Source organism: Halomarina pelagica (assembly GCF_024228315.1).
Lineage (GTDB): Archaea > Halobacteriota > Halobacteria > Halobacteriales > Haloarculaceae > Halomarina > Halomarina pelagica.
In genome coordinates this window covers 2,738,235-2,761,943 of the sequence record NZ_CP100454.1, presented here as the reverse complement: position 1 = coordinate 2,761,943, position 23,709 = coordinate 2,738,235, and the positions used below count along the sequence as shown (strand labels likewise).

Below are 23,709 nucleotides of genomic sequence, written 5' to 3'. Positions count from 1 at the left end.
GTGCCCCCGCCGGTCGTCGGACGTTTCAGCCCCTGTGAGAGCGGCGGTCGTGGAGCACCGCGCCGAGCACGGCCTGCCGCCGGGCCGGTCGAAGATCGACTAACGGCGCGCCGGCAACCGGAGGACCCGGTCGGGATCGACGCGCCGCGAGAGGTAGTACGCGGGCGCGACGAGCATCGTCGCGAACAGCGCGTCCGTCAGCCAGTGGACGCCGAGGTAGAGCGTCGAGAGGACGACGACGAACGCGAGGACGGCCGCGAAGCGCGCGTACCGACCGCCGACCGACCGCGCGTACAGCGCCGCGAGTACCGACAACCCGGTGTGGAGGCTGGGAAAGGCCTTCACGAGCGTGTCGGTCGCGAAGATACCGGCGCGGACGACGGGACTCACGTCGAGCATGAGCGGCCGGACCTCCGCGACGTAGAGGCTGGGGATGCGGACCGGAAAGAGCAGGAAGAACGGCACCGCGAGCAGCACCAGCGCGACGTACGCGAGCGCGTAGCGGTGCGCCTCCTGCTCGTCGTGCGCCTTCAGCTTGAAGTAGGTGAACAACACGACGAACGGGAAGCCCACGAGGTACGCGCCGGTGAAGAACAGCGTCAATCGCGGCGACGTGACCGTCTGGAAGACGGCGACCGCGGTGCCTTCCACCTCGTAGACGGACTCGGTGAACATCCGGTCGGCGTGGAACCGACGGGCGACCTCGTTCACGGCGTACGTGACCGCCCAGGCGACCCCGATGTACTTCCAGTCGGTGCTGAGGAACTCGCGCGCCAGCGAGCGGAGCGTGCGGTCGGGGAGGAAGACGGCGGTACCCACCGCCAGCGCGAGGGCGCTGGCGAGGAACACGCCGCCGACGAACAACGTCTCTGGAGGGAGGGGGACCATTGCGCTATCGCGTCTGTAGCGACACCCTCGAGCATATACTTGTTGGTTACGCGTCAATTCTCGTTCGGGTGCGGGTCTGCGTCCGCCGCCGTCGGGCAACGGACGCCGCCGGGGAGCACGCCTGGTGCCTCCCCCGCGCGACGAGTAGCCGACAGTATATATCGAACGCGCACCGACTCACTGGCGTGCAGGTCGTCGGTTACCAGCGTCCGGACCTCGCCCTCCTCGTGACGAGCGACGCGGCTTCGGGGGCGGTCGAGCCGATCCCGCTCCTCCCCGACGAGCGACTCGAGTACGGCCTCGGGTCGCGTCACTGTGCCGGCGCGCTCACCGCCGACGGCCACGTGCCGTGCTCGAATCCGACCGCACCGTACTGCGAGGCGCACGCCTCCACGTGGGTCTGCGCGCGCTGCACCGGGACGTGTCTGAAGGACGAGATGGACTGCTATCGGGAGCACGCCGTCTATCTCGCGGCGTTCGCGCCCGCGACGTTCAAGGTGGGCGTCACCCGGCTCGAACGCCTCGAGACGCGGCTGCGCGAACAGGGGGCCGATCGCGCGGCGCACGTCCACACCGTCTCGAACGGGCGCATCGCGCGCGAACTCGAGGCCGAGATCGCGCGGTCGATCACCGACCGGGTGCGCGTCCCGGAGAAGGTCGCCGGACTCCACCGGGCGGTCGACGAGGCGGCGTGGGAGGCGCTGCTCGACGGCTTCGACGTCGTCGACCGGTTCGCGTTCGACTACGGGCTCGCGCTCGACGACCAGCCGCTACCCGAGACCATGGCGACGGGGACGGTCGTCGGCACGAAGGGGCGACTCCTCGTCCTGGAGCGGGCGGGAGGCACCTACGCCGTGGACGCCCGTGACCTGGTGGGCTACGAGCTTCGGGAGGGCGCGAGCGAGCGCGAACTGCAGTCGAGCCTCTCGCGGTTCTAGCCGCCGCCCGCCATCCGCCATCCGCCATCCGCCATCCGCCGGCGGGAGAAGTGGAATTCGAGGCCCGATCAGTCCTCGAGCGCGTCGCCGATGCGCTCCAGTTCGCGACGGATGTCGTGGAGTTCGTCGCGGACCTTCCGGACCTCGCGGACGAGTTCCTCGCTCTCCTCGCCGCGGCCGCGCTGACCGGGACCGCCCATGCCGCCCGGGCCGCCGCCCATGCCGCCGGGACCGCCCCCGCCCATCATGCCGCCCATCATCTGCGCGAAGGGGTTGCCGCCCATGCCGCCGGGACCGCCGCCCCCGCCGAAGGCCTCCTCCAGGCGCTCCTCGCGGGACTTGCCGCCCTCGCCGCCCTCCTGCTCGCGCTGCTGTCGGATCTCCTCGACGCGCTCGCGGAAGGACTTCTCGCCGTCCCCCTCCGACTCGTCGGGGGAGTCGTCGTCTGCCGTTCGCTCCTCGTCGTTCGATCGTTCCTCGTCGTCGGCCATAGCGAGAACCTCGCACGCCCGGCACAAAAGCGTGGTTATAACTGTTCGTTTCCCAGGCCGTCGGGGGCGACCGCTTCGGCCTCGTGGCGTACGTCACGCCGCTCCGACGGTCGGTTCCGCGCCGCGAGGTGACTATCCGATCCCCGGCGCTGTCTCCCGTGACGGTCCGCGGCGGGGGATGAATCCAAAATCGTGCTAATCATTATCACTCCTTATCTCCTCCCGGCGCGTCTCCACTATCACCATGAAACGGATTCTGGTTGCGGGAGCGACGGGCTCCCAGGGAGGGGGCGTCGTCGATCACCTGCTCTCCGGGGAGTACGGCAAGTACGAGGTGTACGGGCTGACCCGGGACGCACACGGCGAGGCGGCGCGCGAACTGTCGGCCCGGGGCGTCAACGTCGTCGAGGGCGACATGCGCGACGGCGTGACGATGGGTATGCTGGCGGAGGGGATGGACGGCGTCTACTGCGTGACGACGTTCTTCGAGGACGGGGTCGCCGCCGAGATCGAACAGGGCGAGACGCTCGCGACCGCGGCGGCCGCGGCCGGCGTCCCGCACTTCGTGTTCAGTTCGGTCGCCGGCGCGGACCGCGACACGGGCCTGAAGCACTTCGAGTCGAAGTACGCGATCGAGCGACACCTGCGCGAACTCGACCTCCCGGCGACGGTCGTCCGGCCGGTGTACTTCATGCAGAACTTCGAGCGCATGCGCGGGGAGATCGTCGACGGTCGACTCGCGCTCCCGCTCGAGGTAGGGACGCGCCTCGACCTCGTCGACGTGAACGACGTGGGGCGGCTCGTCGCGACCGCGTTCGCCGACCCCGACCGGTTCGTCGGCGCGTCGATCGACCTCGCGGGCGACGCCCGGACGCTCTCGGAACTGGCCGCGGCGTTCGCGGCGGCTCTCGATCGCGACGTGACCGCGGTCCACCTCGACCGCGGGGAGTACCGGATGGTCGCCGGCGACGAACTCGCGGACATGTACGCCTGGTTCGACGAGCACGGCTACGGCATCGACGTGGACGCGCTCGTCGCCGAGTACGGGTTCGTCCCGCGCACGTTCGAGGAGTACCTCGACGCGAGCGACCGCTGGACCTCGACGGCGCGGTCGCCCGCGTGAGAGCGATCCCGCCGTGCGGCGTGATCTTCGATGTCGGCGCTACGGCGCGTACCGCCCGATCAGCCGCGCCCGTTCGATGACGTGGCCCTCGATGGCCGCCTCGACGTCCGCCTTCGTGCTCCCCGCCGGGAGGTCGAGCGTCGTGTCGAGCGCGTAGCAGTCGAACCGGTAGGCGTGCTCCCGGTCGGGCGGGTTCGGACCGCCGTATCCGACCTCGTCGTAGTCGTTTCGCCCCTCGACCGCGTCGGTCGCCCGCCAGTCCTGGGGGATGGACGTCGCGTCCGGCGGAACGTTCCAGACGATCCAGTGGTCCCACACCTTTCCCGCCGGCTCCATCGCGTCGGGATCGTCCATCACGATGGCGAGCGACTCCGTCCCGTCGGGGATCCCGTCGACCTCGAGCGGCGGATTGACGTTCTCCGCCCGATAGCCGTACTCGTCGGGGATGCGTCCGCCGTCCTCGAACGCCGGACTCGTGAGTGACAGCGCCGTCATAGGTCCGGGAGTTCGACCCGGAGCGCCATATAGGGCGGCGGCGATCCCGCGGACTGTCCCCGAGGCCGACCCGTGGGCGGCGTCGCGCCCCGAGAAGGGTTATCGTCGCCGACGACCGCTAGACGACCGGGGGTACGATCCCAATGACCGACGCGCTACTCGTGATCGACATGTTGAACGACTTCGTGACCGGCGAGATCGCCGCCGAGCGGGCCGAGCGGATCGTCCCGACGCTCGAACGGCTGCTCCCGGCCGCGCGCGACCACGGCGTCCCGGTCGTCTACGCGAACGACGCCCACCTGCCGGAGGACTTCGAACTCGCCGTCTGGGGCGAGCACGCGATGAAGGGAACCGAGGGAGCGGAGGTGATCGGCGCGCTCGCCCCGGAGAAGGGCGACCACGTGTTCGAGAAGCGGACCTACGACGCCTTCTACGGGACGGGCCTCGACGAGCACCTGCGTAGCCTGGGCGTCGATCGGCTCGTCCTGACCGGCCTCCACACGAACATGTGCGTCCGCCACGCGTCCGCCAGCGCGTTCTTCCGGGGGTACGACCTCGTCGTTCCCGTCGACGCCGTCGACGCGTTCACCGAAACCGACCACCGCCGCGGGCTGGCCTACCTCGAGGAGGTCTACGGAGCCACCGTCACCACCGCGGACGACCTCGTCGCGGAGTGGGAGGCGGCCGACGCTCGGGCGGAGACCGAAGCCGCGGAGTGATCGTCCGGTCGCCGCTCGCCCCCTCCGTGGGTCTCCCGCAGAGCGCGTCAGAACGAGGTCACCACCTCGACGCCCTCCGTCTCGTACGCCGTCATGGCCGCAAGTCGCTCCGGCACCGCCTCGAGCGCGACGTGGCGGCTCACCAGTCGCCCCGGGTCGACGTCGCCCGACGAGAGGAGGCCGAGGAGTTCGTCGTACCGCGTCGGCGGCATCCCCCGCGAGCCGTGAAACGACAGTTCGTCCATCGCCATCCGGTCGGTCGGGAGCGAGACCTCGCCGCGCTCTTCGTCGGTCGTGAGTCCGATCTGGACGTGTTCGCCGCGCCGCCGGAGGCACGCGACCGAGTTCCGGCACGTCTCGGCCCGGCCGAGCGCGTCGAGCGAGACGTGCGCGCCGCCGTCGGTGATCGCCCGCACCGCCTCGGGGACGTCCGCGTCCCGCGCGTCCACCGTCTCGTCCGCGCCGAGGTCGGTCGCGCGGTCCAGCGCCGACTCGCGCACGTCGACCGCGACGACGCGAACGCCGAGCGCGTCGGCCACGTGGACGGCCGAGAGGCCGACGCCGCCGCAGCCGTGGACCGCCACCCAGTCGCCCGGCGCGAGGGAGACGCGGTGGACCAGCGCGTGGAACGCGGTCATGAACCGGCAACCGAGCGCCGCAACGTCGCGAGCGTCGAGGTCGCCGGGGAGGGGCATGGCGTTGTAGTCGGCCCACGGGAGGTGGACCTGCTCCGCGAACGCGCCCGGCGCGTCGGGGTGAAACCCGAGGCCGAGACCGTTCGGACAGACGTTCCCGTGGCCGTTCCGGCAGAACGGACAGGTGCCGTCGCCCAGGTTGAACGGGAGCGCGACGCGGTCGCCCTCGCGGACCTCGGCGACCCGCTCGCCGACCGCGACGACGGTACCGGCGGGTTCGTGCCCGAGCACCTGTCCGCGCGGAACGCGGTCGTCGGCCCACTCGCCGTGGCCCATCCAGGCGTGCCAGTCGCTCCGACAGACGCCGCAGGCCTCGACCTCGACGACGACGCCGTGCGGTTCCGGGTCCGGCCGCGGTACGTCTTCGATGACCAGCGGTTCGCCGTACTCGTAGAGGACTGCTGCGCGCATCGTTCGCGACTGTACGCCGGGAGGGGGTAACCGTTCCGTCCGCGGCGGTCGCCGACGCCCTCGCGCGAACCGGGGGTATTTTTACCCGTCGCGTCCGCTCCACGGGTATGACAGAGACGGCGTCGGCGACGGACATGGAACTCGGGCTCGCGCTTGTGTTCGGGCTGATCGGGCTGGGCGGCGCGGTCGTGATGTACGCGGCCGCGGTCGGCGAGAACCAGGTGCTCTCCGCGTGGGGCTTCGCGGCGGCGATGCTCGCCGGCGCGCTCGCCATCGCCGCGCTGCACGTCTACGACAGGCCCTGACACCGTCGGGGGGCCCGTCGTGACGCGATCGACGGGGGACGGGCTCGACGGCGGCCGCGGCCGATCGATCCTGCGATCGTCGAGGGCCACCGGGGACGACACCGTTCGGAGGCGTCTCTCCCCCGGCTCTGTATAATGCCGTAACCGTTAATCCGTCGAGTTACGTAGTGTGGCTATGGCCGAGTTGAGCGAGGAGGACCAGCGCATCCTCGACTACCTGCGTGACAGCGTCTCCCAGGGAGAGAGTTACTTCCGGGCGAAGCGCATCGCCGACAGCATCGGTCTGACGGCGAAGCAGGTCGGCGCTCGGCTCCCGCGTCTCGCCGACTCGAGCGACGACATCGAGATCGAGAAGTGGGGGCGAGCGCGGTCGACGACCTGGCGCGTCACCCTGGGATAGGACACTTTTTACGGTAGGCGGTGAAGGGCCGGTATGACCGTCCGGGTAGAGCGGACCATAGAGCTTGACGCGCCGCCCGAGGACGTGTGGGACTTCATCTCCGACCCGGAGAAGCGGGCGCGTCCCATCAGCGTCGTCACCGACTTCGAGACCACCGGAGAGCGAACCGCCACGTGGTACGTCGAACTCCCCATCCCGCTCGTCAAGCGCACGATCGCCGTCGAGACGCGGGAGACGACCGTCGATCCGCCGCGGTACGTCCGGTTCGTCGGTCGTTCGAAGGTGATGCGAGTCGTCGGCGAGCACGAACTCGAACCGACCGACGGCGGGACGCGCCTCACCAATCGGTTCGTCGTCGACGGGAAGCTCCCCGGGGTCGAACGGTTCTTCAAGCGCAACCTCGACGCCGAACTCGATAACCTCGAAGCCGCTATCAGGGAGCAGGTCTGAGCCACCACCTGAGTCGCATGCGCATCGCACTCGCCCAGTTGGAGATCGAAGCCGGCGACGTCTCGGGGAACGTCGCGCGCGCTACCGACGCGGTCGCCGCGGCCGCCGCGCGCGGTGCCGACCTCGTCGTCCTCCCCGAGGTGTTCACCGTCGGCTACTTCGCGTTCGACGCCTACGCCCGCCGCGCGGAGTCGCTCGACGGCCCGACGCTCTCGCGGCTGGCGGAGGCCGCCCGCGAGCACGACCTCGGGATCGTCGCCGGAAGCATCGTCGAGGACCTCTCGACGACCGACGGCGGTCCGGCCGACGAGGGGTACGCAAACACGTCGGTGTTCCTCGACCGGTCGGGCGAGCGACGGGCGGTCTACCGCAAGCGCCACCTCTTCGGCTACGACTCCGCCGAGGCGGAACTGCTCGTCCCCGGCGAGTCGCTCCCGGTCGTCGACTTCCACGGGTTCAGGATCGGGACGACGACCTGCTACGACCTCCGGTTCCCGGAACTCTACCGCGCCCTCGCGGACGCGGGCGCGACGCTCGTCTGCGTCCCGAGCGCGTGGCCCTACCCGCGGGTCGAGCACTGGCAACTGCTGCCACGCGCACGCGCGGTCGAAAATCTGTGCTACGTCGCCGCGGCCAACGGCTCGGGACGCTTCGACGACGCGACCCTCCTCGGTCGCTCGACCGTCTACGACCCGTGGGGGGTCCCGCTCGCCAGTTGCGGGGACGACCCGGCGCTCGTCGTCGCGGACGTGGAGGCGGACCGGATCGAGGCGGTGCGCGAGGAGTTCCCCGCGCTCCGGGATCGGCGCTGACGTCGCGGGCGACGACGGCCGCGGGGACCGGGACGGCGGCAGGTACCAACCTTTATGTACGAACGCGGCCCGAGTAACGAGTGCCGGACGGGCGCTTTTCTCGTTCGTTCGGTAACGCGGAAACGCGCAGGCCGCCGTCACCACGCCGTCGAGGTGCCCGGACTCGACGGCACTCCGTCCCGCCTCCCCTTTCGCCCCTTTCGTCCGTCACGTCTCTCTCGTTCGGTCGCGTCTCCCTCGATCGCTTCCCCTCGTTCAGTCGCGTCTCCTCCGTCCGGTCGCGTTTCCACTAGACGTATCGCCGCGCGAGACGCGCCGAAGAGACGAACCGACCGCTACCGCGGATCGCGGATCGCGGACCGCCGAGGGGCGGTGGCGGTCAGTCCTCCTGCGTCTTGATGTCCGCCGAGAGGCCCTGTGCCATCTGGATCTCCTTCGAGTTGTTGAGCGTCCAGGCGGTGCGCTCGGTGACGGCCTCGATGACCTCGCGGGCGCTGGGGTAGCCGTTGCCGGACTTCTTCACGCCGCCGAAGGGGAGCTGGACCTCCGCGCCGATGCAGGGGAGGTTGCCGTAGGAGAGGCCGACCTCCGCGCGGTCGCGGTAGTAGTTGATCTGGCGGTAGTCCTCCGAGATGACCGCGCCGGCCAGCCCGTAGGGCGTGTCGTTGTGGATCTCGACCGCCCGCTCGATGTCACCGGAATACTTCATCAGCGCGACGTGGGGGCCGAAGACCTCCTCGCGGATGGAGCGCTGCTCGCCCTCGTCGTCGTACTCGACCTCGTAGACGAACGGGCCGACCCAGTTGCCCCCCTCGTGGCCCTCGGGGATCTCCGAGTCGTCGAGTTCGGTGCGGTCGACGAGCACCTCGGTGGCCTCCTCGCGCGCGAGGTCGTTGTACTTGCGGATCTTCTCGACGTGCTCCGGCTCGATGGCCGGCCCCATGAACGTGTCCTCGTCGAGCGGGTCGCCGACGGAGATCCCCTCCGCGACCTCGACGAAGCGCTGCTTGAACTCGTCGTAGACGTCCTCGTGGACGATCAGACGTTCGGAGGAGACGCAGCGCTGGCCGGTCGTCTTGAAGCTCGACATGACGGCGGAGTGGACGGCGACGTCGAGGTCCGCGTTCTCGGTGACGACGATGCCGTTCTTGCCGCCCATCTCGCAGGCCGCGAGCGTGCCGGGCTGTTCGGCGACCTTGCGGGCGACCTCGTGGCCGACCTCTGCGCTCCCGGTGAACAGGACGGTGTCGACGTCGCTGTCGACGATGGCCGCGCCGGCGTCGCCGAAGCCCTGCACCATGTTGAAGACGCCCTCCGGGATGCCCGTCGAGTCGAACATCTCGGCGATGATCTGGCCGCACATGGGCGTCTGCTCTGCGGGCTTCCAGACGACCGTGTTGCCCTCGACGAGCGCGACGGCCATGTGCCAGAACGGGATGGCGACGGGGAAGTTCCACGGCGTGATGCAGCCGACGACGCCGCGCGGTTTGCGGCGCATGTAGGCGTCCTTCGCCGGGATCTCGCTCGGGACGACGTCGCCCTTCGGGTGGCGGGCGTCGCCCGCGGCCCACTCGACCATGTGCCAGGCCTCGGTCACGTCGGCCTTCCCCTCGCTTATCTCCTTCCCGCACTCCTTCGTGACTACACGTCCGAGTTCCTCGTGTCGCTCCTTCAGCTCGTGGTAGATCTCCCAGAGGTACTCCGCGCGGTCGATGTAGGACAGCGAGCGCCACTCCTCGAAGGCGCTCTCGGCGGCCTCGACCGCGCGTTCCACGTCCTCCGGCGTTCCGCGCTGGAACTCGCCGAGCGACTCGCCGGTCGCCGGGTTCACCGATTCGAACGTCTCGCCGTCACCGGATCGGTCGACGAACTCCCCCGCGATGTAGTGCGCGTAGGGTTCCTGAACTTGCTGGCTCATGACGTGGTAAGAATTGCGCGAGAGGGCGGTAAAAACTCACCGTGTTTCCGGGTGCGCGACCCGCCGAGACCGTTCTCCGATCGAACATATACGTACCCTCAAGCCGCCGCGCACCCTGGGGGCAGTATGAACGGTGTGAACGCCGACATCGACCTTCCGAACGACGAGGCGGCGCTTCGACGGATGCGCGCGGTCGCGCACCTGCTCGACGACGGGTTTCGCCTCCCCGGGACGGACTTCCGCTTCGGCATCGATCCGATCCTGAGCCTCGCGCCCGGCAACGCGGGCGACCTCATCGGCACGGGCCTCTCGCTGTACATCGTCTACGAGGCGGCCAACCTCGGGGTCCCGTACTCGACGATCGTGCGGATGCTGACGAACGTGGCCGCGGACGCCGTGGTGGGGTCCGTCCCGATCGTCGGGGCGATCTTCGACGCGGTGTTCAAGGCGAACGTCAGAAACGTCCGCCTCGTCGAGCGACACCTCGGGCGCGAGCACCGGGACGACGGGGACGACTCCGAGCCGGTCCGCATCGAGATCACCGAGTGAGGACCCCTCCGGAACGGTTATCCGGTCGTCTCCGCAGACGGTACGTATGGGTCCCCTTCGCTTCCTTCACCCCCTCCAGACGCTCGGGGGTGCCGTAACGCTCGGCTACTTCGCCCTCGTGTTCGTCACGGCCGTCGGTCTCCTCGTGTTCTGGTTACTTCGCGTGCGCGAGCGCGCGACCCCCGGCGATCCGGACAACACGTTCGCCTGGATACTCGGCGGGCTCGCGCTCGCGCTCGTCGGCGGCGTGAGCGCCGCGCTCGTCGGTCTCGCGCTCTACGCCCGCATCGAGCGCGACGTGCCGTACCAGTACGCGCTCGTCGTCGCGGCGCTCGCGTTCGCGCTGTTCTGGCTCGGGTCGACCCCGTTCCTCCTCTCCGTCGGCATCTAGGCGTCGCTGCTCGCGTCCTTCTCGATCTCGCCCTTCACGTTCGCGGCGTCGAAGTCGTGGTCCGGGCGCATGTTGACGAAGTCGAGGAAGTCGCGGGCGGCCAGGAGCACGTCCATCGGGTAGTGTTCGCGCGCGGCGTCCACCGCGGCGCGGCCCCCGACGAGCGGCGCGAGCGCGGCGAGCGCGCAGGCCACGTCGTACGCGCGGGCCTGTTCGATCGCGCCCTCGCGGACGCTGGTGGCGTCGATGAGGTACAGGCGGCCGTGGGCGACGAGGACGTTCTCCGCGCGGAGGTCGCCGTGGGCGAGTCCGGCGTCGTGAATGTGCGCGAGCGACTCGAAGAGGTCGGGCGCGTAGCGGATCACGTCCGCGGCGTCGAGCCCGTCGAACGTCCTGAACTCGGGCAGGTACTCCACGACGAGCACGCCGAGACCGTCGTGTTCGAACGCCTCGATCGGTTCGGGGACGTTCACCCCCAGCTCGCGCATCCGCCGGGTCGCGTCCAGTTCGAGTTCGGCCATCTCCACCGGATCGCCCACGTGTTCGAAGAACCCCTCCTGCCCGCTCGAGAACGCGCCGAGGTTCCGCCCCGTCGTGAGGATCGCGTGCAGGAGCGAGTGCTGTCGGGAGATGACCTTCACGAACCACCGGTCCTCGACCACGCACGGCGTCGAGAGCCAGTTGTCCGCGTCGAGAAACTCCACCCGGGCCTCCTCCCGCCCGTACCGGCGCGCCACCTCCACCATCACGCCCTCCAGGCGCTCCCACTCGATGTTCCCCTTCAACAACCGACGGAAGGCCATGGGAATACGAGACGAGCGCCACGTATGAGTGTTGTCCCCTACAGTCCCGCCCTAAACCGATAGACGAGGCTCCCTCCGCCGAGTGTCACGACGCCGGTACGATCCGTCGACGAAAACCGTTCGAAAGGGGGCAATAACTTTACAGAAATTCAATTATAGGCAGATTAAAATTATAACAACACATTAACCTGCGAAAGAAATACATGGGGAGACATTGAGGGGGTTGTCGAGCATGGAAGAACTCGAAGAAGCGCGTTCCTCGTGCAGCAGACGTCAGTATCTCAAGTTCGCGGCCGTCGCGGCGGCGGGTACGAGCCTCGGCGCATCGGCGGTCGCCACCGCCGAACCGTCCGACGCGTCCCTCCCGACGGGCGAGAGTCGACCGGCGCTGTTCGTGCACCTGGACGAACTGGCCGGGGTGAAACGGCAGGTGGAGGCGGGTGAAGAGCCGTGGGCGAGCGCGTACGAGGAGTTCATCGCGGACGCGAACGCCTCGCTCGAGGCCGACCCCCGCAGCGTCACCGACAACGGTGACGGTCACACCTTCGACACCGGCGGGCCGGGGTCGGGGACGCGGGGGGACTACACGGCCGCCATCGAGATGGGCGACCGGATCCGTGATCTCGGACTCGCCTACCAGTTCACCGGCGAAGACCGGTACGCGGAGAAGGCAGTCGAGTTCCTGGATCACTGGTTCCTCGACCCCGCCACCCGGATGCGCCCGAAGGTGACCGACGGGATCGAACTCTACATCACCATCCCGAAGATGTGGTACGGCGCGGAACTCGTCCGCGACCACCCCGCCTGGGACCGCGACGGCGTGGGATCGCAGGCCGACCTCGAACAGTGGACCGCGACGTTCCTCGAGACGCTCCCGACGGGCGTGCCCGACTGGATCCAGAACATCTACGTCTGGCGGGAGGTCTGCCACGCGGCGGGGGCGGCGTACGTCGGCGACTCCGGTCAGCTACGCGCCTCGTTCGACCGGGTCCGGCAGCACGCCTTCGGGCAACTCCGTCGGGACGGCCTCCTCGCCAACGAGATCGAGCGGTCGGAGGGACTCAGCTACTCGATGTACGCGCTGAAGGCGTACGTCACGATGGCGGAACTGGGTCGCCACTACGGCCAGGACCTCTACAGCTACGAGAAGTACGGTGGCTCCGCGATCAAACTCATGTTCGACGGGTACGTCGAGTACGTCCTCAACCCCGACCGCTTCGACGAGAAGTACGGCGAAGCTCGGGGCTTCTCCGCCCGCGAGCGCGAGGAGGGAGCGTCGGCGTACGAACTCGCCTACTCGCGCTGGCAGGAGGATGGCTACCTGGACGTGATCACGTCGCGCGGCAGCGAGATCAAGAACGAGCCGACCTACGTCCAGCAGCACCAGGACGCCATCAACTCGAAGGGTCGACCCGTCCGCGACGAGCGCCTCCTCGGCTGGACGACCTTCAGCCACGGTAACCTCTTCGCGATCGACCAGCCCACGGGCGGCTCGGATGGATCCGGCGGTGGCTCCGGCTCCGACGGCGGCGACTCGAATGGATCCGACGGTTCGGGGGAGTCCGGCGGCTCCGGCGGCTCCGACGGGGCCGGTGGGTCCGGCGGTAGCGACGGCTCCGGCGGATCGAACGGTACCGACGGTTCGGGTAACTCGGACGGCTCTGCCGGCTCGGGTGGCTCCGGCGGGTCGGGCGGTGCTGGCGGATCGAACGGGTCGAACGGCTCGAACGGCTCCGACGGTTCGGGCGGTTCCGGAACCCCCGACGGCGGGACGCCCGGGGAGACGAGGCGTCCCGACCGGCCGGAGTACCCGGAACCCCCCCAGGGACTGATCGAACTGCTCGAGGACATCCTCGGGATCGATCTCGGCAACCTGGGTCGGTACTTCTAGCGCGGTCGGACCCTGGCGGTGCCGACCTCGGGACCGCCCGGAACCGTCCCGACCAGCTATCCGTCCCCTCGCTACGGTCGGTTCGGCGGCGGGCAACACTTGCCGGAGCGTTTATCAGCGTTCCCCCGCGACTCGGTGCATGGATTTCAGCTTGCCCGCCGAGCACCGGATGATCCGCGACACGGTGCGCGAGTTCTGCGAGGAGGAGATCGAGCCCATCGCGTGGGAACTCGAGGAGGAGCACCGATTCCCCGAGGAGATCTTCGGGGCGCTGGCGGACCTCGACGTGATGGGCGTCCCTATCTCCGAGGAGTACGGCGGCCTCGGCGGCGATCAGCTCACGTACGCGCTCGTCACCGAGGAACTCGGGCGCGTCTCCGGCTCCGTCGGCCTCTCCTACGCCGCGCACACGAGCCTCGCCAGCAAGCCGATCGAACTGTTCGGCACCGACGAGCAGAAGGAGCGCTGGCTCACCCCGCTCGCGACCGGCGAGTACGTCGGCGCGTGGGCGCTCACCGAACCCGGCTCCGGGTCCGACGCGAGCGACATGGACACGACGGCGACGCGCGAGGGCGACGAGTACGTCATCGACGGGACGAAACAGTTCATCACGAACGCGAGCGTCGCCGGGTCGATCCTCGTGAAGGCCGTCACCGACCCCGAGGCGGGCTACGACGGCATCTCGACGTTCGTCGTCGACCCCCGCAACGACGACGGGTTCGAAGTCGTCACCGAGTGGGAGAAGATGGGGCTCAACGCCTCGCCGACCTGCGAGATCAAGTTCACGGACTGCCGGGTCCCCGCCGAGCGCCTGCTCGGCGAGGAGGGCGAGGGGTGGGAGCAGACGATGAAGACGCTCGACGGCGGGCGTATCTCCATCGCGGCGCTCTCGACCGGCCTGGCCCAGGGCGCGTTCGAGGCCGCCCTCGACTACGCCAAGGAGCGCGAGCAGTTCGGCAGGCCCATCGGGCAGTTCGACGCCGTCCGCGACATGCTCGTCGAGATGGACCGGAAGATCGAGCGCGCCCGCCTGCTGACGCACAAGGCGGCCGTCCTGTACGACGAGGGCGAGGACGTCACCCGCGCGTCCGCGCTGGCGAAGTACGACGCCAGCGTGGCGGCCCGCGAGGTCGCCGAGGACGCCGTGCAGGTGCTCGGCGGCTACGGCTACACGACCGACTTCGCGCCCCAGCGGTTCTACCGCGACGCGAAGCTCATGGAGATCGGCGAGGGGACCAGCGAGATCCAGCGGCTCGTGCTCGGGCGCGAACTCGGGCTGTAGGGGCGCTCGGTCGTCCGACGACGACCTGATCCAGTCCGGGTCGACGTCTCTGTCGAGAGCGGGTTCGACCACCTCCCATTACGCTCCGTCCCTGCTGACGCCGACGGCATGGGAGACGCTGACACGGCACCGAAAGGGTTCTACGGAACGCCCCGGAACGCGGGTCGTGGACGACATCCCCGAGGCTCGGGAGATTCCCGAGTCGACCGTGGAGGAGATGGTTCGGTCGATCGAGCCGACCCTGGAACCTCGCGAGATCGACGCGGCCGAACGGGGCTTCTGTTCAGTCTATCGGATCGTCGCTTCCGGCAGCGACGCCGCACGGGAACGATATCTGAAGGCGTCACCCGACGGACGGCCCTGGGGCATTCCGACCGAGGCTCGAATCCAGGCGATCCTCGCCGCCCACACGTCGATTCCGGTTCCGGACGTGTTCGGCGTCGTCGACGGTCACGGAACCCTCCCGACGCCGTTCTACCTCATGCGTGCGCTTCCCGGCGAGGAACTCCCGTACGAGTGCGTCTCCCGGTTCGACGACGGTGTGCTTCGGCGACTCGCCCGGGAGACGGGCGAGCACCTGGCCGAGTTGCACTCGGTTCCGGCGGTCGATCGCTTCGGCCACGTCCGCCACGACGGCCCCGAACTGACCGGCGGGCGGCCAAGCGACGATCCGGCAGAGCTGACGGTCGGGGACCCGCGCGAGGACTGGCCGACCTACCTGCGCGACCGCGTCGGCCGGGAACTCGACCGGCACGCAGACTCCCGGTTTTCGGATCTGACGGACGAACTGAGTCAGTGGTTCGCGGCGGGTATCGGTGAGTTGGAGGGGCCGTTCGATCCCGTCCTGGGGCGCAACGATCACGGGCTCCACAACCTCCTCGTCGAGCCCGAAACGGGGGAGATCACGGGGATGCTCGACTGGGGATACACGCTCGCCGTGCCGGCGGCGTTCGACGTCGAGTTCGCCGTCTACCTCCTCAGCGGGGCCTTCCTGGCCGGCCTCCCCGACGTCCCGGACCGCCGACCGCTCGTACGAGACGCGATGCTCTCGGGCTATCGAGCGACGGCACCGGACCGCGCCGAGACGCTCTCGATGCCCGAACCGCTCTACGAGGCGCTGGCGATGGTCCGAATCATGAACGATTTTCACCACCTGACGGTACCCGACGGAACCGAACCGGCCGTGGTGGACCGCATCAGGGGAGACGTGCGGGGCCTCCTCGCCTGACTCGACGTGAGTCCTACCGCCGGCTGTGATACAGAAACAGCAGTTCCCGGTGCGCGCCCGTGAGCAAGCGATCCACGCCGTAGGCGAACAGCGCGAACCCGCAGAGGAAGATTCCCCCGCCGACGAGGCTCGTCCGCGAGAACGACGCGAGCGTCCCGGTCTCGACGAGCGCGACGAGCACGCGGCTCGCCCCGTCGAGCGCGGCGAAGAAGGGATCGCGCGCGACGGCGACGACGGCCCCGCCGACGAGCGCGGCGGTGAGCGCTGCGACGTGCCGCTCCCGGTCGGGGCGGTGTCCGTCGAGGAACGCCCGGAGGACGTCGCGATCGCCGAAGGCCCGCGGGTTGGCGCGGTACTGCCGGACGATCTCGACGCCGACGACGGTCAGGAGCGCGCCCCAGAGCAGTCCGGCGAGCGCCGTCGAGACGTGGGCGGCGTCCAGCCCCGGGACGAACGAGCGAATCGCGTAAACGAGGGCTCCGGCGGCGCGGTCGACGACGGCGTACAGGAGCGAGAACCAGATCGCGAGCCACGCCGTCCCCGACTCCGGCGAGACGACCGCGTGCGGACGGAGCGACGGTGCCATACCGCGAGATAGTCACGAAATGCTATAAGTATGCGGGCGGGGGGAAACGCGGGCCGGAGATCGAAGGCGACACCGGGAAGTTCCGCCCATCCGGGGATCACCCATGGGCTCACCACTGCCGACGCGCGAGGAGCAGGTCGAGGAGGTACTGGAGCGGCTGTACGAGGAGTACCCCGACTCCACCATCTCGCTCGACTTCTCGAACCGCCTCGAACTGCTCGTCGCGGTCGTGCTCTCCGCGCAGTGCACCGACGAGCGCGTCAATCAGGTCACGGCCGATCTCTTCGAGAAGTACCGCACCCCCGAGGACTACGCGAACGCCGACGTGGACGAACTGGACGAGGACATCAGTTCGATCACGTACCACTACAACAAGGCCACGTGGCTCAAGAGCGCCGCGAACACCATCGTCGAGGAGCACGGCGGGGAGATCCCGGACACGATGGAGGAGTTGACGGACCTGAAGGGCGTGGGCCGGAAGACGGCGAACGTCGTCCTCCAGCACGGCCACGACACCGTCGAGGGGATCGTCGTCGACACGCACGTCCGGCGGCTCTCGCGCCGCCTCGCCATCACCGAGGAGGAGACGCCCGAGCGGATCGAGCGCGACCTCATGACCGTCGTCCCCGAGGCGGACTGGCAGCAGTACACGCACCTGATGATCAGCCACGGGCGGGCGACGTGCACCGCGCGGAACCCCGACTGCGCCGACTGCGTGCTCGAGACGATCTGTCCGTCCTCGAAGCTCGACCACGAGGTCGACCTGGCGAGCGGCGAACCCTGGGGCTAGACGATCCCGTACTTGACGACGTAGCGCGCCATGCCGACGACGTAGGCGAGCAGCCAGAAGAACACGTAGCCGAAGACGCCGATGCGGATGCGTCGCCGCCAGAAGCGCATGTTCTCGTCGCCGATCTCGTCGAGCAGGACGTCCTCGTCGTAGTCGTGATAGAGGTTGTGCCGCCACTTCGCGCGGAAGACCCGGACGATGCCCGTCCCGCCGAAGGCGAGCATCGCGTACGCCTGCAAGCCGAGGAAGGCGTGGAGGGCCGCGAAGCCGTTCAGTTGATCGAGAAAGCGCGGGGCCATCCAGAGGAGGAGCGGCACCGTCGTCAGCGTCAGGCCGCTGAGGATGAACTTCAGGTGGCGGACGAGGACGCCCCACGTCACCGCCTCGGCGTCGATCATGATCCACGCGCCGTAGAGGAAGAGGGGAAAGCTCAGCGTGACCGAGACGGCGACGACGGTCGCGATCTCCGCCTCGCCGAGTCCGAACATACACGGATTTCGAGGTGCGGGCGCTTCAGGGTGACGAAAGCGCCGCGAGGCGGCGGTGTGGCGGCGGTGCGGCGGCCGTCGTCGGAACGCCTATACGACGCGCCGGCGTACTCGCGGACATGGTTGACCCCCGGTCGTCGGCCGACGAACCCGACGACGCCGCGGACGCGACGGACCCTGCGGACGGGGAGGGGGACGTCCGCGAGTCGCCGCCGGGCGGGGCGACGGACGACGATAGTTCACTCGACGAACTCCGCGCGCAGGTCGAAGAGAAGTACGACTTCGACGACTTCGGGCCGGAGGACATGGCCCGCATGTCCGCGGAGGAGTGGGAGGCGGTCTTCGACCCCGAGACGTGGATCACGGGTCCCGAACTGCTCGACCGCGTCGAGGCGGACCTGAAGAACCGCATCGCCGACCGCGACGTGTTCGCGCGCCTCGAGCGCTTCTCGGAGCCGGATCGCGTCGTCGCCTACTCGGACGAGGGGTACGCGGTCGTCTCCCTCGACGGCAGCGTCGAGGGGACGGGCACCGTCCTGCGCGACGTGAAACCGACGGTCGCGCTCTGCTCGATGGACGACTACGAGGTGCCCGACCCGCCCGAGGGCGAGACCCTGCCCCGGCCGCTCGACGTACCCGAGGGGAGCGGCGAACTCGGCAATCGGATGCTCCAGATCGTCGGCGGCGTCCAGTTGCTGATGGCGCTGTTCATGTTCGCGTCCGTCCCCCTCTTCGGCGTCGACGTGCTCCTCGCCGTGACGGTTGGGTTCGGCCTCCTGGTCATCGGCGGCCTGCTGTTCCTGATCGTGGCGAACGCCCGCCTGTCCGATCGGTTCCGCGCCGAGGAGTACCGCAACCGCCTGCGGGCGATCGGACTGGACTCCGACGAGCGCCCGGCGTTCCTCGACGAGATCGAGCGCGGGCGACTGCCCGACCCCGGCGAGGAACGCTCCGACACTGATTCCGGCGAGAACGCCGCGTAGGGGCGAGAGCGACCCTCTCGGTGCGTTCGGTGGGTTTATACGAACCCGGTTCGGAGTGAGACTGTGCATGAATAGACGGGAATTTCTCATGACGGCCGGCGGGACCGCCGGTGTCGTCACGGCTGCCGCCGGGTCAGCCGCCGCCCAGGCGGGCGGGAACAACACGACCGGCGGCGGAAACGCCTCCTCCGGTGGTAACGCCACCGGGGGAAACGCCACCGGGGGCAATGCTACAGGGGGCAACGCGTCCGGTGGGAACGCCTCCGCCGGCGGCGGTGGCGGTGGTGGCGGCGGGAGCGGGCCGATCGACTACGGCGGGTGGCTCGACGGCGCGAACGGCTGGTCCGAAGGGAGCACCGTCGACGCCCGCGGGAAGAAGAAGGTGACGGTGCAGGTGGGGGTGGGCGAGGGGGGGCTCGCGTTCGATCCGGTCGCCGTCCACGTCGACGAGGGCGCGACGATCGTCTGGGAGTGGCAGTCGGCCGGCCACAACGTGGCGGCCCAGCAGGGAGCGGACTTCGCCAGCGACATCCAGTCGTCCGGTACCTACGAGTGGAAGGCGACCGGCGGGCCCATCGTCACCTATCAGTGCGATCCCCACGCCGGCCAGGGCATGCTCGGCGCGATCGCCATCGGCGACAACGTCCCGCGGAAGTCGGCCACCGCCGCGGCCGCGGAACCGGCCGACCCCGAGGAGATGGGCGTGCCCCTCCAGCCGCACTTCGTCGGCATCGCGACGATCATGATGATGCTCTCCTCGCTCATCTTCACGTTCTTCCTGCTGAAGTACGGCGAGAGCCCCAACACGAAGGGTGGTAACTGATGAGTTCAGGAAACAACAGTTACGGCGACATCCACCGCTACGAACCGGCCCGCGAGAGCACGACGGCGGCCATCGCCATCGTGTTGCTCACCGTCATCGAGGTGGTGCTCGTCGGGATGTTCACCTACGGCCTCACCAGCGGGTGGGGCCTCGACCCGTTCGGGAACATGTTCCTGGGCGGCCTGCTCGCGCTCGTCTTCGTCGATCTGTCGTTCATCCTCCTGCTCTACCGCAAGGAGTTCCTGCCGGACGTGATGATCGTCAAGAAACGCCGGCGCAAGTGGGAGGACCTCTACGTCCGCGAGGAGGACGTCCACGGCACGCAGTCCGGCGGCGACGCGTGGGAGAACGTAAAGCGCGCGGTCTACCCCTACTACAAACGATAACATGGCAGACGACGACAAATATCCGACAGAAACGGGTCGCCGACGCTTCGTGAAGGGAGTGGTCGGCGCAGGAGTGCTCGCCGGTGCCGGGACGGGCGCGGCCGCCGCCCTCGGGACGGCGACCGCGCCGATCGGTTCCGGCGGCGGTATCACGAAGTTCGTCGGCATCGAGAACACCGACGGTCCCGCCCCGCGCGGGATGCCCGTCATCCCGGTCGAGATCGCCGACGACGGCACCATTCAGGGTCTCTGGCCGGAGGTGAAGACCAAGGAGGAGGCCGGACAGACGTTCGAGGTCGCCGAGACGGAACTCGGCGGCGTCACGTACTCCTCCGAGTGGTTCCAGTACTGCGGCGTCCAGACCTACTCGGGCATCCAGCCCAGCGCCGACCAGGACAACGCGTTTCTCTCCTCTGCGGACTCGCCCTACGAGTGGCAGGCTGAGATCCCCGAGGGCGAACCGCTGAACGTCTCGATGTTCGACGACTACAAGAACTTCGACACCGGCGTCGGCAGACCGGGGCTCGGCAAGCCCGCGATGGCGACCTGGCGCTCGAAGGACGTCGAGGCGTCCGAGACCATCCCGGTGCAGGTCGTCCGCAGCGACGACGTGATCGAGATGCGCCAGCAGGACGGCCCGATCGCCGAGTTCATCCGCGCGGCGACCACCGAGACCGGCTTCATGGCGTGGCTGGACAAGTGCACGCACTTCTGTTGCGTCCCCGCGTTCAAGGCCTACCCCGACAGCGCGAAGTTCAACGCCGAGAACAAGGTGTACTGCCAGTGTCACCAGTCGGTGTACGCCCCCTACAGCTGGGTCCAGAAGTCCTTCGTCGCGCTCCCGCGGCCCGAACCGGAGAGCGGCGGCAGTGGAGAATAGCTAAACCGATCGAACCCCTGTGAGTCACCAAACCCCATGAGCCTAGAACGCAAGGACGAGATGGACCACGACGGCTGGATGCAGAGCAAGGAGCTCTCGCCGGTCGAGCGTGGCTACCTGACGGTCCTCATCTGGCTCGACCGGCGTCTGCGCATCGTTGACTACCTCGAGGTCCTCGAGAACCTCTACTACAAGGTCAACCTCCAGATGCCCAAGAGCCACACCGAACAGTACAACCTCGACAACAAGTTCTGGTACTGGTATCCCCTGTACGCCCTCGGGTCGTTCAGTACCATCGCCTACGTCGTCGCCGCCATCAGCGGCGCGCTCCTCGGGTTCTACTACTCGCCCGCGACGACGGGCGACCCGACGGCGGCGTACAGCTCCATCACCTACATCATGACCGAGCTGAACTTCGGGTTCTTCCTCCGGTCGTTACACCGGTGGTCCGCGCAGGTGATGGTCGCGGCCGTGTTCCTGCACATGCTTCGCGTCTACTTCACCGGCGCGTACAAGGAACCGCGCGAACTCAACTGGATCATCGGCATCGTCCTCATCTCGCTGACGATGGTCTTCGGGTACACCGGCTACCTGCTCCCGTGGGACCAGCTCGCCTTCTGGGCCGGCCAGATCGGCGTCGAGATGAGCCTCTCGATCCCGCTCGCGGGCGAGTGGGTCGCCCAGTTGCTGTTCGGCGGCTTCACGCTGAGCCAGGCGACGCTCCAGCGGATGTACATCATCCACGTCTTCCTGCTCCCGTTCGTCGCGACGACGCTCATCGCCATCCACATCGGCATCGTCTGGATGCAGGGCATCGCCGAGCCGCACTGAGCCGCACTGAGCCGGCACGCGGGTTCGTCCGTCCTCTTCTCCCTCTCGTCCCTCGCGAGCGTCGCGTCACGTCCCGGCCATCGGCAAGCGGTCGCTCGTTTTTCCTCCGTACCGCCGAGGCGTCTAACACAACGTTGAAGATTGCCCCCCAGCTAGAGAGTGGTACGTAGACATGCCTCCGAGCGACGAGAGCGGCGAGGAGGTTCGGGCCGACGGGACCGGCATCGTTGCCCCGGACGACGAGACGCCCACGTGGAGCGAGCGGAAGGCTCGTTCTCAGGGGCTGCCTCGCCTGACGTACGAGTACTTCGAACGCGCCCGCCGGGAGGACCAGGACCTCCGCACGGAGTCGAGCTACATCGAGCGCGACGTCCTCGGCTTCCCGACGTGGCCCCACGAGATGATTCGCAACCTCGCGTTGACGAGCTTCTTCGTGGGCATGATCATCTTCCTCGCGGCGGCGCTGCCCCCGCACATCGACGCGCCGGCGAACCCGAGTCAGACGCCGCCGGTCATCCTGCCCGACTGGTATCTCTACTGGTCGTTCGGCCTGCTCAAGCTCGGCCCGCTCAACCCCGAGATCAGCCTCCTGGGCGGCCAGAAGCTGATGGCAGACCGGACCTACGGCGTGCTGGCGAACCTCGTCGTCGTCGGGTTCATCGCCATCGTCCCCTTCCTCAACAAGGGGTCGGCCCGCCGCCCCGTCGAGCAGCCGTTCTGGGCGGCCGTCGGCGTCTTCGGCGTGATCTTCGCGGCGACGATCAGCGTCCTGTCGATCAAGAACCTGGTGCCGGTCGAGCCGCACCTGCTGTTCGACCTGACGTTCCTGCTCCCGTTCGTGGGCGGGTTCATCGCCTACGCGGTGCTCAAGTCGATGCGCGAGGGGTACATGTTCGAACTCAACCGGCGGTACTACCGGCTCCGTCCGCCGAAGTGAAGTAAGCGCGGCCCCTCACTGCTATCATGTCAGACGGACCCGACCAGCCGCGCCGCGGGGCGGACGGCGACGTGGTGGTCTCACTCGACCTCTACAAGACCGTCATCGTCTCCTCGACGCTCGTCGCCGTTACGTTCGTCGTCCTCGGGTTCCTGTTTCTCGACGCCGCGACCAACGTCGTCCAGCGGTTCCTGCTGCTCGGGCTGGTCGTCGGCGTCGCCCTCCCCCTCGCGCTCTACCTCGGCTACCGCCGACTGCGGCCGACGGCGTCGGTCGGCGAGCGCGTCCTCGTCGGCGGCGCGCTGTTCTACGCGTCGCTCTTCGGCGTCCCGGGGGTCGTCGGGACGGCGGTCGGCCTCCCGGCCGTCCTCCCCCCCGTTCCGTTCGCCGTCCAGTCGGCGCTCCCGCGGCTCCCGGTCCCCTCCGGCGTCCTGCAGGTCGTCTTCGCGCTCCTGGGGATCGTACTCATCGGCGTCGGCGCGGGGACCTACGTCCTCGGGACCCGGTTTCGCACCGAGGGAATGGGAAACCCTAAAGACGACCGTGACTAACGTCCGATAATGGCTGACGAATTCATCAAGGGACTCTCGGCGCTCATCCTCGGCGGGTTCGGCTGGCTCGTCTTCGCCGGCTGGTACAACACCCCCGAATTCGCGAGCGGACAGCTCATCACGCCGGCTCCGGAGACGCTGACGTTCTACGACCAGCTCGCGCTCGTCCTCAAGGAAGGGTTCTTCTACTTCGCCCTCATCGGCGCGTTCACCTTCTGGGTCGTCATCCCGGCGATCAACCAGCTCCGCGAGGCGCGCGCCGGACAGTAGTCGAGTCGCGTCGGCCGGCGTCGGATCGAATCGAATCGGAACCACCGCACCGTCCTCTCCCGCGGTACGCGTCGGCGAGCGACGCGGGACGCGACCGCCTTCACTCGTTTCTCGACGCCGACGCTCGACCCGACAGTTCCTGTCCGCGTGTCGAAACGACTGCCACAAGGCATAGGGGCGTCGCCTCGGTAGCGCCTCACATGGGTGCCGAAGATCCGTACGAGCGGGATCCGCCGTACACGTACGAGTGCGTGGCGTGCGGCGAGCGAGTCGAGGCGGACTCCCGCCCCGGGGACTGTCCGAACTGCGGCGGCCGGATGCGGAACATCAGCCAGTCGCGAGAGAAGTGAGTCCCGCCGCGGCGATCCTGGGCGTCGCGGCGGGGGCGATTCGGG

General features: G+C 68.7%; 30 protein-coding genes. 22 read left to right on the top strand and 8 right to left on the bottom strand.

Translation table 11 applies throughout. The features are described 5' to 3' along the window. Positions 1-99 precede the first annotated feature (99 nt). Positions 100-888 (bottom strand): phosphatase PAP2 family protein, encoded by a 789-nt coding sequence (locus tag NKI68_RS14370; protein WP_254543793.1) that lies wholly within the window; start codon positions 886-888, stop codon positions 100-102. Positions 889-1,073: 185 nt separating this feature from the next. Between NKI68_RS14370 and NKI68_RS14365 the strand changes: the two genes are divergently transcribed. Next, positions 1,074-1,826: a DUF2797 domain-containing protein gene (locus NKI68_RS14365; RefSeq protein WP_254543792.1), complete on the top strand. Its 753-nt coding sequence runs from the start codon at positions 1,074-1,076 to the stop codon at positions 1,824-1,826. A gap of 68 nt (positions 1,827-1,894) precedes the next feature. Here NKI68_RS14365 and NKI68_RS14360 read toward each other — a convergent pair whose 3' ends face one another. Next, on the bottom strand, positions 1,895-2,317 hold the full coding sequence (locus NKI68_RS14360; protein ID WP_254543791.1) for a hypothetical protein: 423 nt from the start codon (positions 2,315-2,317) through the stop codon (positions 1,895-1,897). A 244-nt stretch (positions 2,318-2,561) separates the two neighbouring features. Here NKI68_RS14360 and NKI68_RS14355 point away from each other — a divergent pair, with 244 nt between their 5' ends. Then, a complete protein-coding gene (locus NKI68_RS14355) occupies positions 2,562-3,440 on the top strand; it encodes an NmrA/HSCARG family protein (RefSeq protein ID WP_254543790.1) in 879 nt (292 codons plus the stop codon). A gap of 39 nt (positions 3,441-3,479) precedes the next feature. On the opposite strand, the gene NKI68_RS14350 is transcribed toward NKI68_RS14355, so the two are convergent. Beyond that, complete coding sequence (locus NKI68_RS14350; RefSeq protein WP_254543789.1) at positions 3,480-3,935, bottom strand: YbhB/YbcL family Raf kinase inhibitor-like protein; 456 nt, start codon at positions 3,933-3,935, stop codon at positions 3,480-3,482. A 143-nt stretch (positions 3,936-4,078) separates the two neighbouring features. Here NKI68_RS14350 and NKI68_RS14345 point away from each other — a divergent pair, with 143 nt between their 5' ends. Continuing rightward, positions 4,079-4,654 (top strand): cysteine hydrolase family protein, encoded by a 576-nt coding sequence (locus NKI68_RS14345; RefSeq protein WP_254543788.1) that lies wholly within the window; start codon positions 4,079-4,081, stop codon positions 4,652-4,654. A gap of 47 nt (positions 4,655-4,701) precedes the next feature. On the opposite strand, the gene NKI68_RS14340 is transcribed toward NKI68_RS14345, so the two are convergent. Then, the gene (locus tag NKI68_RS14340; protein ID WP_254543787.1) at positions 4,702-5,760 is read right to left on the bottom strand and encodes a zinc-dependent alcohol dehydrogenase family protein; all 1,059 of its coding nucleotides are present in this window, start codon (positions 5,758-5,760) and stop codon (positions 4,702-4,704) included. A gap of 107 nt (positions 5,761-5,867) precedes the next feature. On the opposite strand from NKI68_RS14340, the gene NKI68_RS14335 reads away from it, so the two are divergent. From NKI68_RS14335 to NKI68_RS14320, 4 genes are all read left to right on the top strand, one after another. Further along, entirely contained in the window at positions 5,868-6,065 is a 198-nt protein-coding gene (locus NKI68_RS14335) for a DUF7525 family protein (protein ID WP_254543785.1), read from the top strand. Positions 6,066-6,240: 175 nt separating this feature from the next. Then, positions 6,241-6,465, top strand: coding sequence for a DUF7123 family protein (locus NKI68_RS14330; RefSeq protein WP_254543784.1), 225 nt, complete (start codon positions 6,241-6,243; stop codon positions 6,463-6,465). A gap of 33 nt (positions 6,466-6,498) precedes the next feature. Then, on the top strand, positions 6,499-6,915 hold the full coding sequence (locus NKI68_RS14325; protein ID WP_254543783.1) for an SRPBCC family protein: 417 nt from the start codon (positions 6,499-6,501) through the stop codon (positions 6,913-6,915). Between the two features lie 17 nt (positions 6,916-6,932). Next, positions 6,933-7,727: a nitrilase-related carbon-nitrogen hydrolase gene (locus NKI68_RS14320; protein WP_254543781.1), complete on the top strand. Its 795-nt coding sequence runs from the start codon at positions 6,933-6,935 to the stop codon at positions 7,725-7,727. Positions 7,728-8,106: 379 nt separating this feature from the next. On the opposite strand, the gene NKI68_RS14315 is transcribed toward NKI68_RS14320, so the two are convergent. Then, complete coding sequence (locus NKI68_RS14315) at positions 8,107-9,645, bottom strand: aldehyde dehydrogenase family protein (protein ID WP_254543779.1); 1,539 nt, start codon at positions 9,643-9,645, stop codon at positions 8,107-8,109. 126 nt (positions 9,646-9,771) lie between these two features. Here NKI68_RS14315 and NKI68_RS14310 point away from each other — a divergent pair, with 126 nt between their 5' ends. Together NKI68_RS14310 and NKI68_RS14305 are read left to right on the top strand one after the other, a co-directional pair. Next, positions 9,772-10,194 carry a DUF4112 domain-containing protein gene (locus tag NKI68_RS14310; protein ID WP_254543777.1) on the top strand — a complete coding sequence of 141 codons (423 nt, stop codon included), beginning with the start codon at positions 9,772-9,774 and terminating at the stop codon, positions 10,192-10,194. Positions 10,195-10,240: 46 nt separating this feature from the next. Next, positions 10,241-10,585: a hypothetical protein gene (locus NKI68_RS14305; protein ID WP_254543776.1), complete on the top strand. Its 345-nt coding sequence runs from the start codon at positions 10,241-10,243 to the stop codon at positions 10,583-10,585. Here the strand turns inward: NKI68_RS14305 and NKI68_RS14300 are convergent. Continuing rightward, complete coding sequence (locus tag NKI68_RS14300; protein ID WP_254543775.1) at positions 10,582-11,388, bottom strand: RIO1 family regulatory kinase/ATPase domain-containing protein; 807 nt, start codon at positions 11,386-11,388, stop codon at positions 10,582-10,584. The two genes, NKI68_RS14305 and NKI68_RS14300, sit on opposite strands and share 4 nt — an antisense overlap. 232 nt (positions 11,389-11,620) lie before the next feature. Here NKI68_RS14300 and NKI68_RS14295 point away from each other — a divergent pair, with 232 nt between their 5' ends. The 3 genes from NKI68_RS14295 to NKI68_RS14285 all read left to right on the top strand — a co-directional run bounded on the left by NKI68_RS14295 (position 11,621) and on the right by NKI68_RS14285 (position 15,789). After that, positions 11,621-13,279: an alginate lyase family protein gene (locus NKI68_RS14295; RefSeq protein WP_254543774.1), complete on the top strand. Its 1,659-nt coding sequence runs from the start codon at positions 11,621-11,623 to the stop codon at positions 13,277-13,279. Positions 13,280-13,418: 139 nt separating this feature from the next. Next, positions 13,419-14,561: an acyl-CoA dehydrogenase family protein gene (locus tag NKI68_RS14290; protein WP_254543773.1), complete on the top strand. Its 1,143-nt coding sequence runs from the start codon at positions 13,419-13,421 to the stop codon at positions 14,559-14,561. A gap of 166 nt (positions 14,562-14,727) precedes the next feature. After that, positions 14,728-15,789, top strand: a complete 1,062-nt coding sequence (locus tag NKI68_RS14285) for a phosphotransferase family protein (RefSeq protein WP_254543772.1) — start codon at positions 14,728-14,730, stop codon at positions 15,787-15,789. A gap of 13 nt (positions 15,790-15,802) precedes the next feature. On the opposite strand, the gene NKI68_RS14280 is transcribed toward NKI68_RS14285, so the two are convergent. After that, complete coding sequence (locus NKI68_RS14280) at positions 15,803-16,375, bottom strand: hypothetical protein (protein WP_254543771.1); 573 nt, start codon at positions 16,373-16,375, stop codon at positions 15,803-15,805. Positions 16,376-16,478: 103 nt separating this feature from the next. Between NKI68_RS14280 and nth the strand changes: the two genes are divergently transcribed. Beyond that, positions 16,479-17,165, top strand: a complete 687-nt coding sequence (nth, locus tag NKI68_RS14275; protein ID WP_254543770.1) for an endonuclease III — start codon at positions 16,479-16,481, stop codon at positions 17,163-17,165. Here nth and NKI68_RS14270 read toward each other — a convergent pair. Next, positions 17,162-17,653 carry a DUF7321 family protein gene (locus NKI68_RS14270; RefSeq protein ID WP_254543769.1) on the bottom strand — a complete coding sequence of 164 codons (492 nt, stop codon included), beginning with the start codon at positions 17,651-17,653 and terminating at the stop codon, positions 17,162-17,164. The genes nth and NKI68_RS14270 overlap by 4 nt on opposite strands. Positions 17,654-17,772: 119 nt before the next feature. Here NKI68_RS14270 and NKI68_RS14265 point away from each other — a divergent pair, with 119 nt between their 5' ends. From NKI68_RS14265 to NKI68_RS14225, 9 genes are all read left to right on the top strand, one after another. Beyond that, on the top strand, positions 17,773-18,636 hold the full coding sequence (locus NKI68_RS14265; RefSeq protein WP_254543768.1) for a DUF7319 domain-containing protein: 864 nt from the start codon (positions 17,773-17,775) through the stop codon (positions 18,634-18,636). A gap of 67 nt (positions 18,637-18,703) precedes the next feature. Beyond that, entirely contained in the window at positions 18,704-19,459 is a 756-nt protein-coding gene (locus NKI68_RS14260; RefSeq protein ID WP_254543767.1) for a plastocyanin/azurin family copper-binding protein, read from the top strand. Then, on the top strand, positions 19,459-19,845 hold the full coding sequence (locus tag NKI68_RS14255) for a DUF7318 family protein (protein WP_254543766.1): 387 nt from the start codon (positions 19,459-19,461) through the stop codon (positions 19,843-19,845). Before NKI68_RS14260 ends, NKI68_RS14255 begins: the two co-directional genes overlap by 1 nt. 49 nt (positions 19,846-19,894) lie before the next feature. After that, complete coding sequence (locus tag NKI68_RS14250; protein WP_368410839.1) at positions 19,895-20,725, top strand: ubiquinol-cytochrome c reductase iron-sulfur subunit; 831 nt, start codon at positions 19,895-19,897, stop codon at positions 20,723-20,725. Between the two features lie 36 nt (positions 20,726-20,761). After that, positions 20,762-21,556, top strand: coding sequence for a cytochrome b (locus tag NKI68_RS14245; protein WP_254543764.1), 795 nt, complete (start codon positions 20,762-20,764; stop codon positions 21,554-21,556). 172 nt (positions 21,557-21,728) lie between these two features. Continuing rightward, positions 21,729-22,493, top strand: coding sequence for a cytochrome b family protein (locus tag NKI68_RS14240; RefSeq protein ID WP_254543763.1), 765 nt, complete (start codon positions 21,729-21,731; stop codon positions 22,491-22,493). A 26-nt stretch (positions 22,494-22,519) separates the two neighbouring features. Then, positions 22,520-23,044 (top strand): DUF7315 family membrane protein, encoded by a 525-nt coding sequence (locus tag NKI68_RS14235; RefSeq protein ID WP_254543762.1) that lies wholly within the window; start codon positions 22,520-22,522, stop codon positions 23,042-23,044. 9 nt (positions 23,045-23,053) lie between these two features. Next, entirely contained in the window at positions 23,054-23,314 is a 261-nt protein-coding gene (locus tag NKI68_RS14230; RefSeq protein WP_254543761.1) for a DUF7314 family protein, read from the top strand. 200 nt (positions 23,315-23,514) lie between these two features. Next, entirely contained in the window at positions 23,515-23,664 is a 150-nt protein-coding gene (locus NKI68_RS14225) for a rubrerythrin-like domain-containing protein (protein ID WP_254543760.1), read from the top strand. Positions 23,665-23,709: the final 45 nt, after the last annotated feature.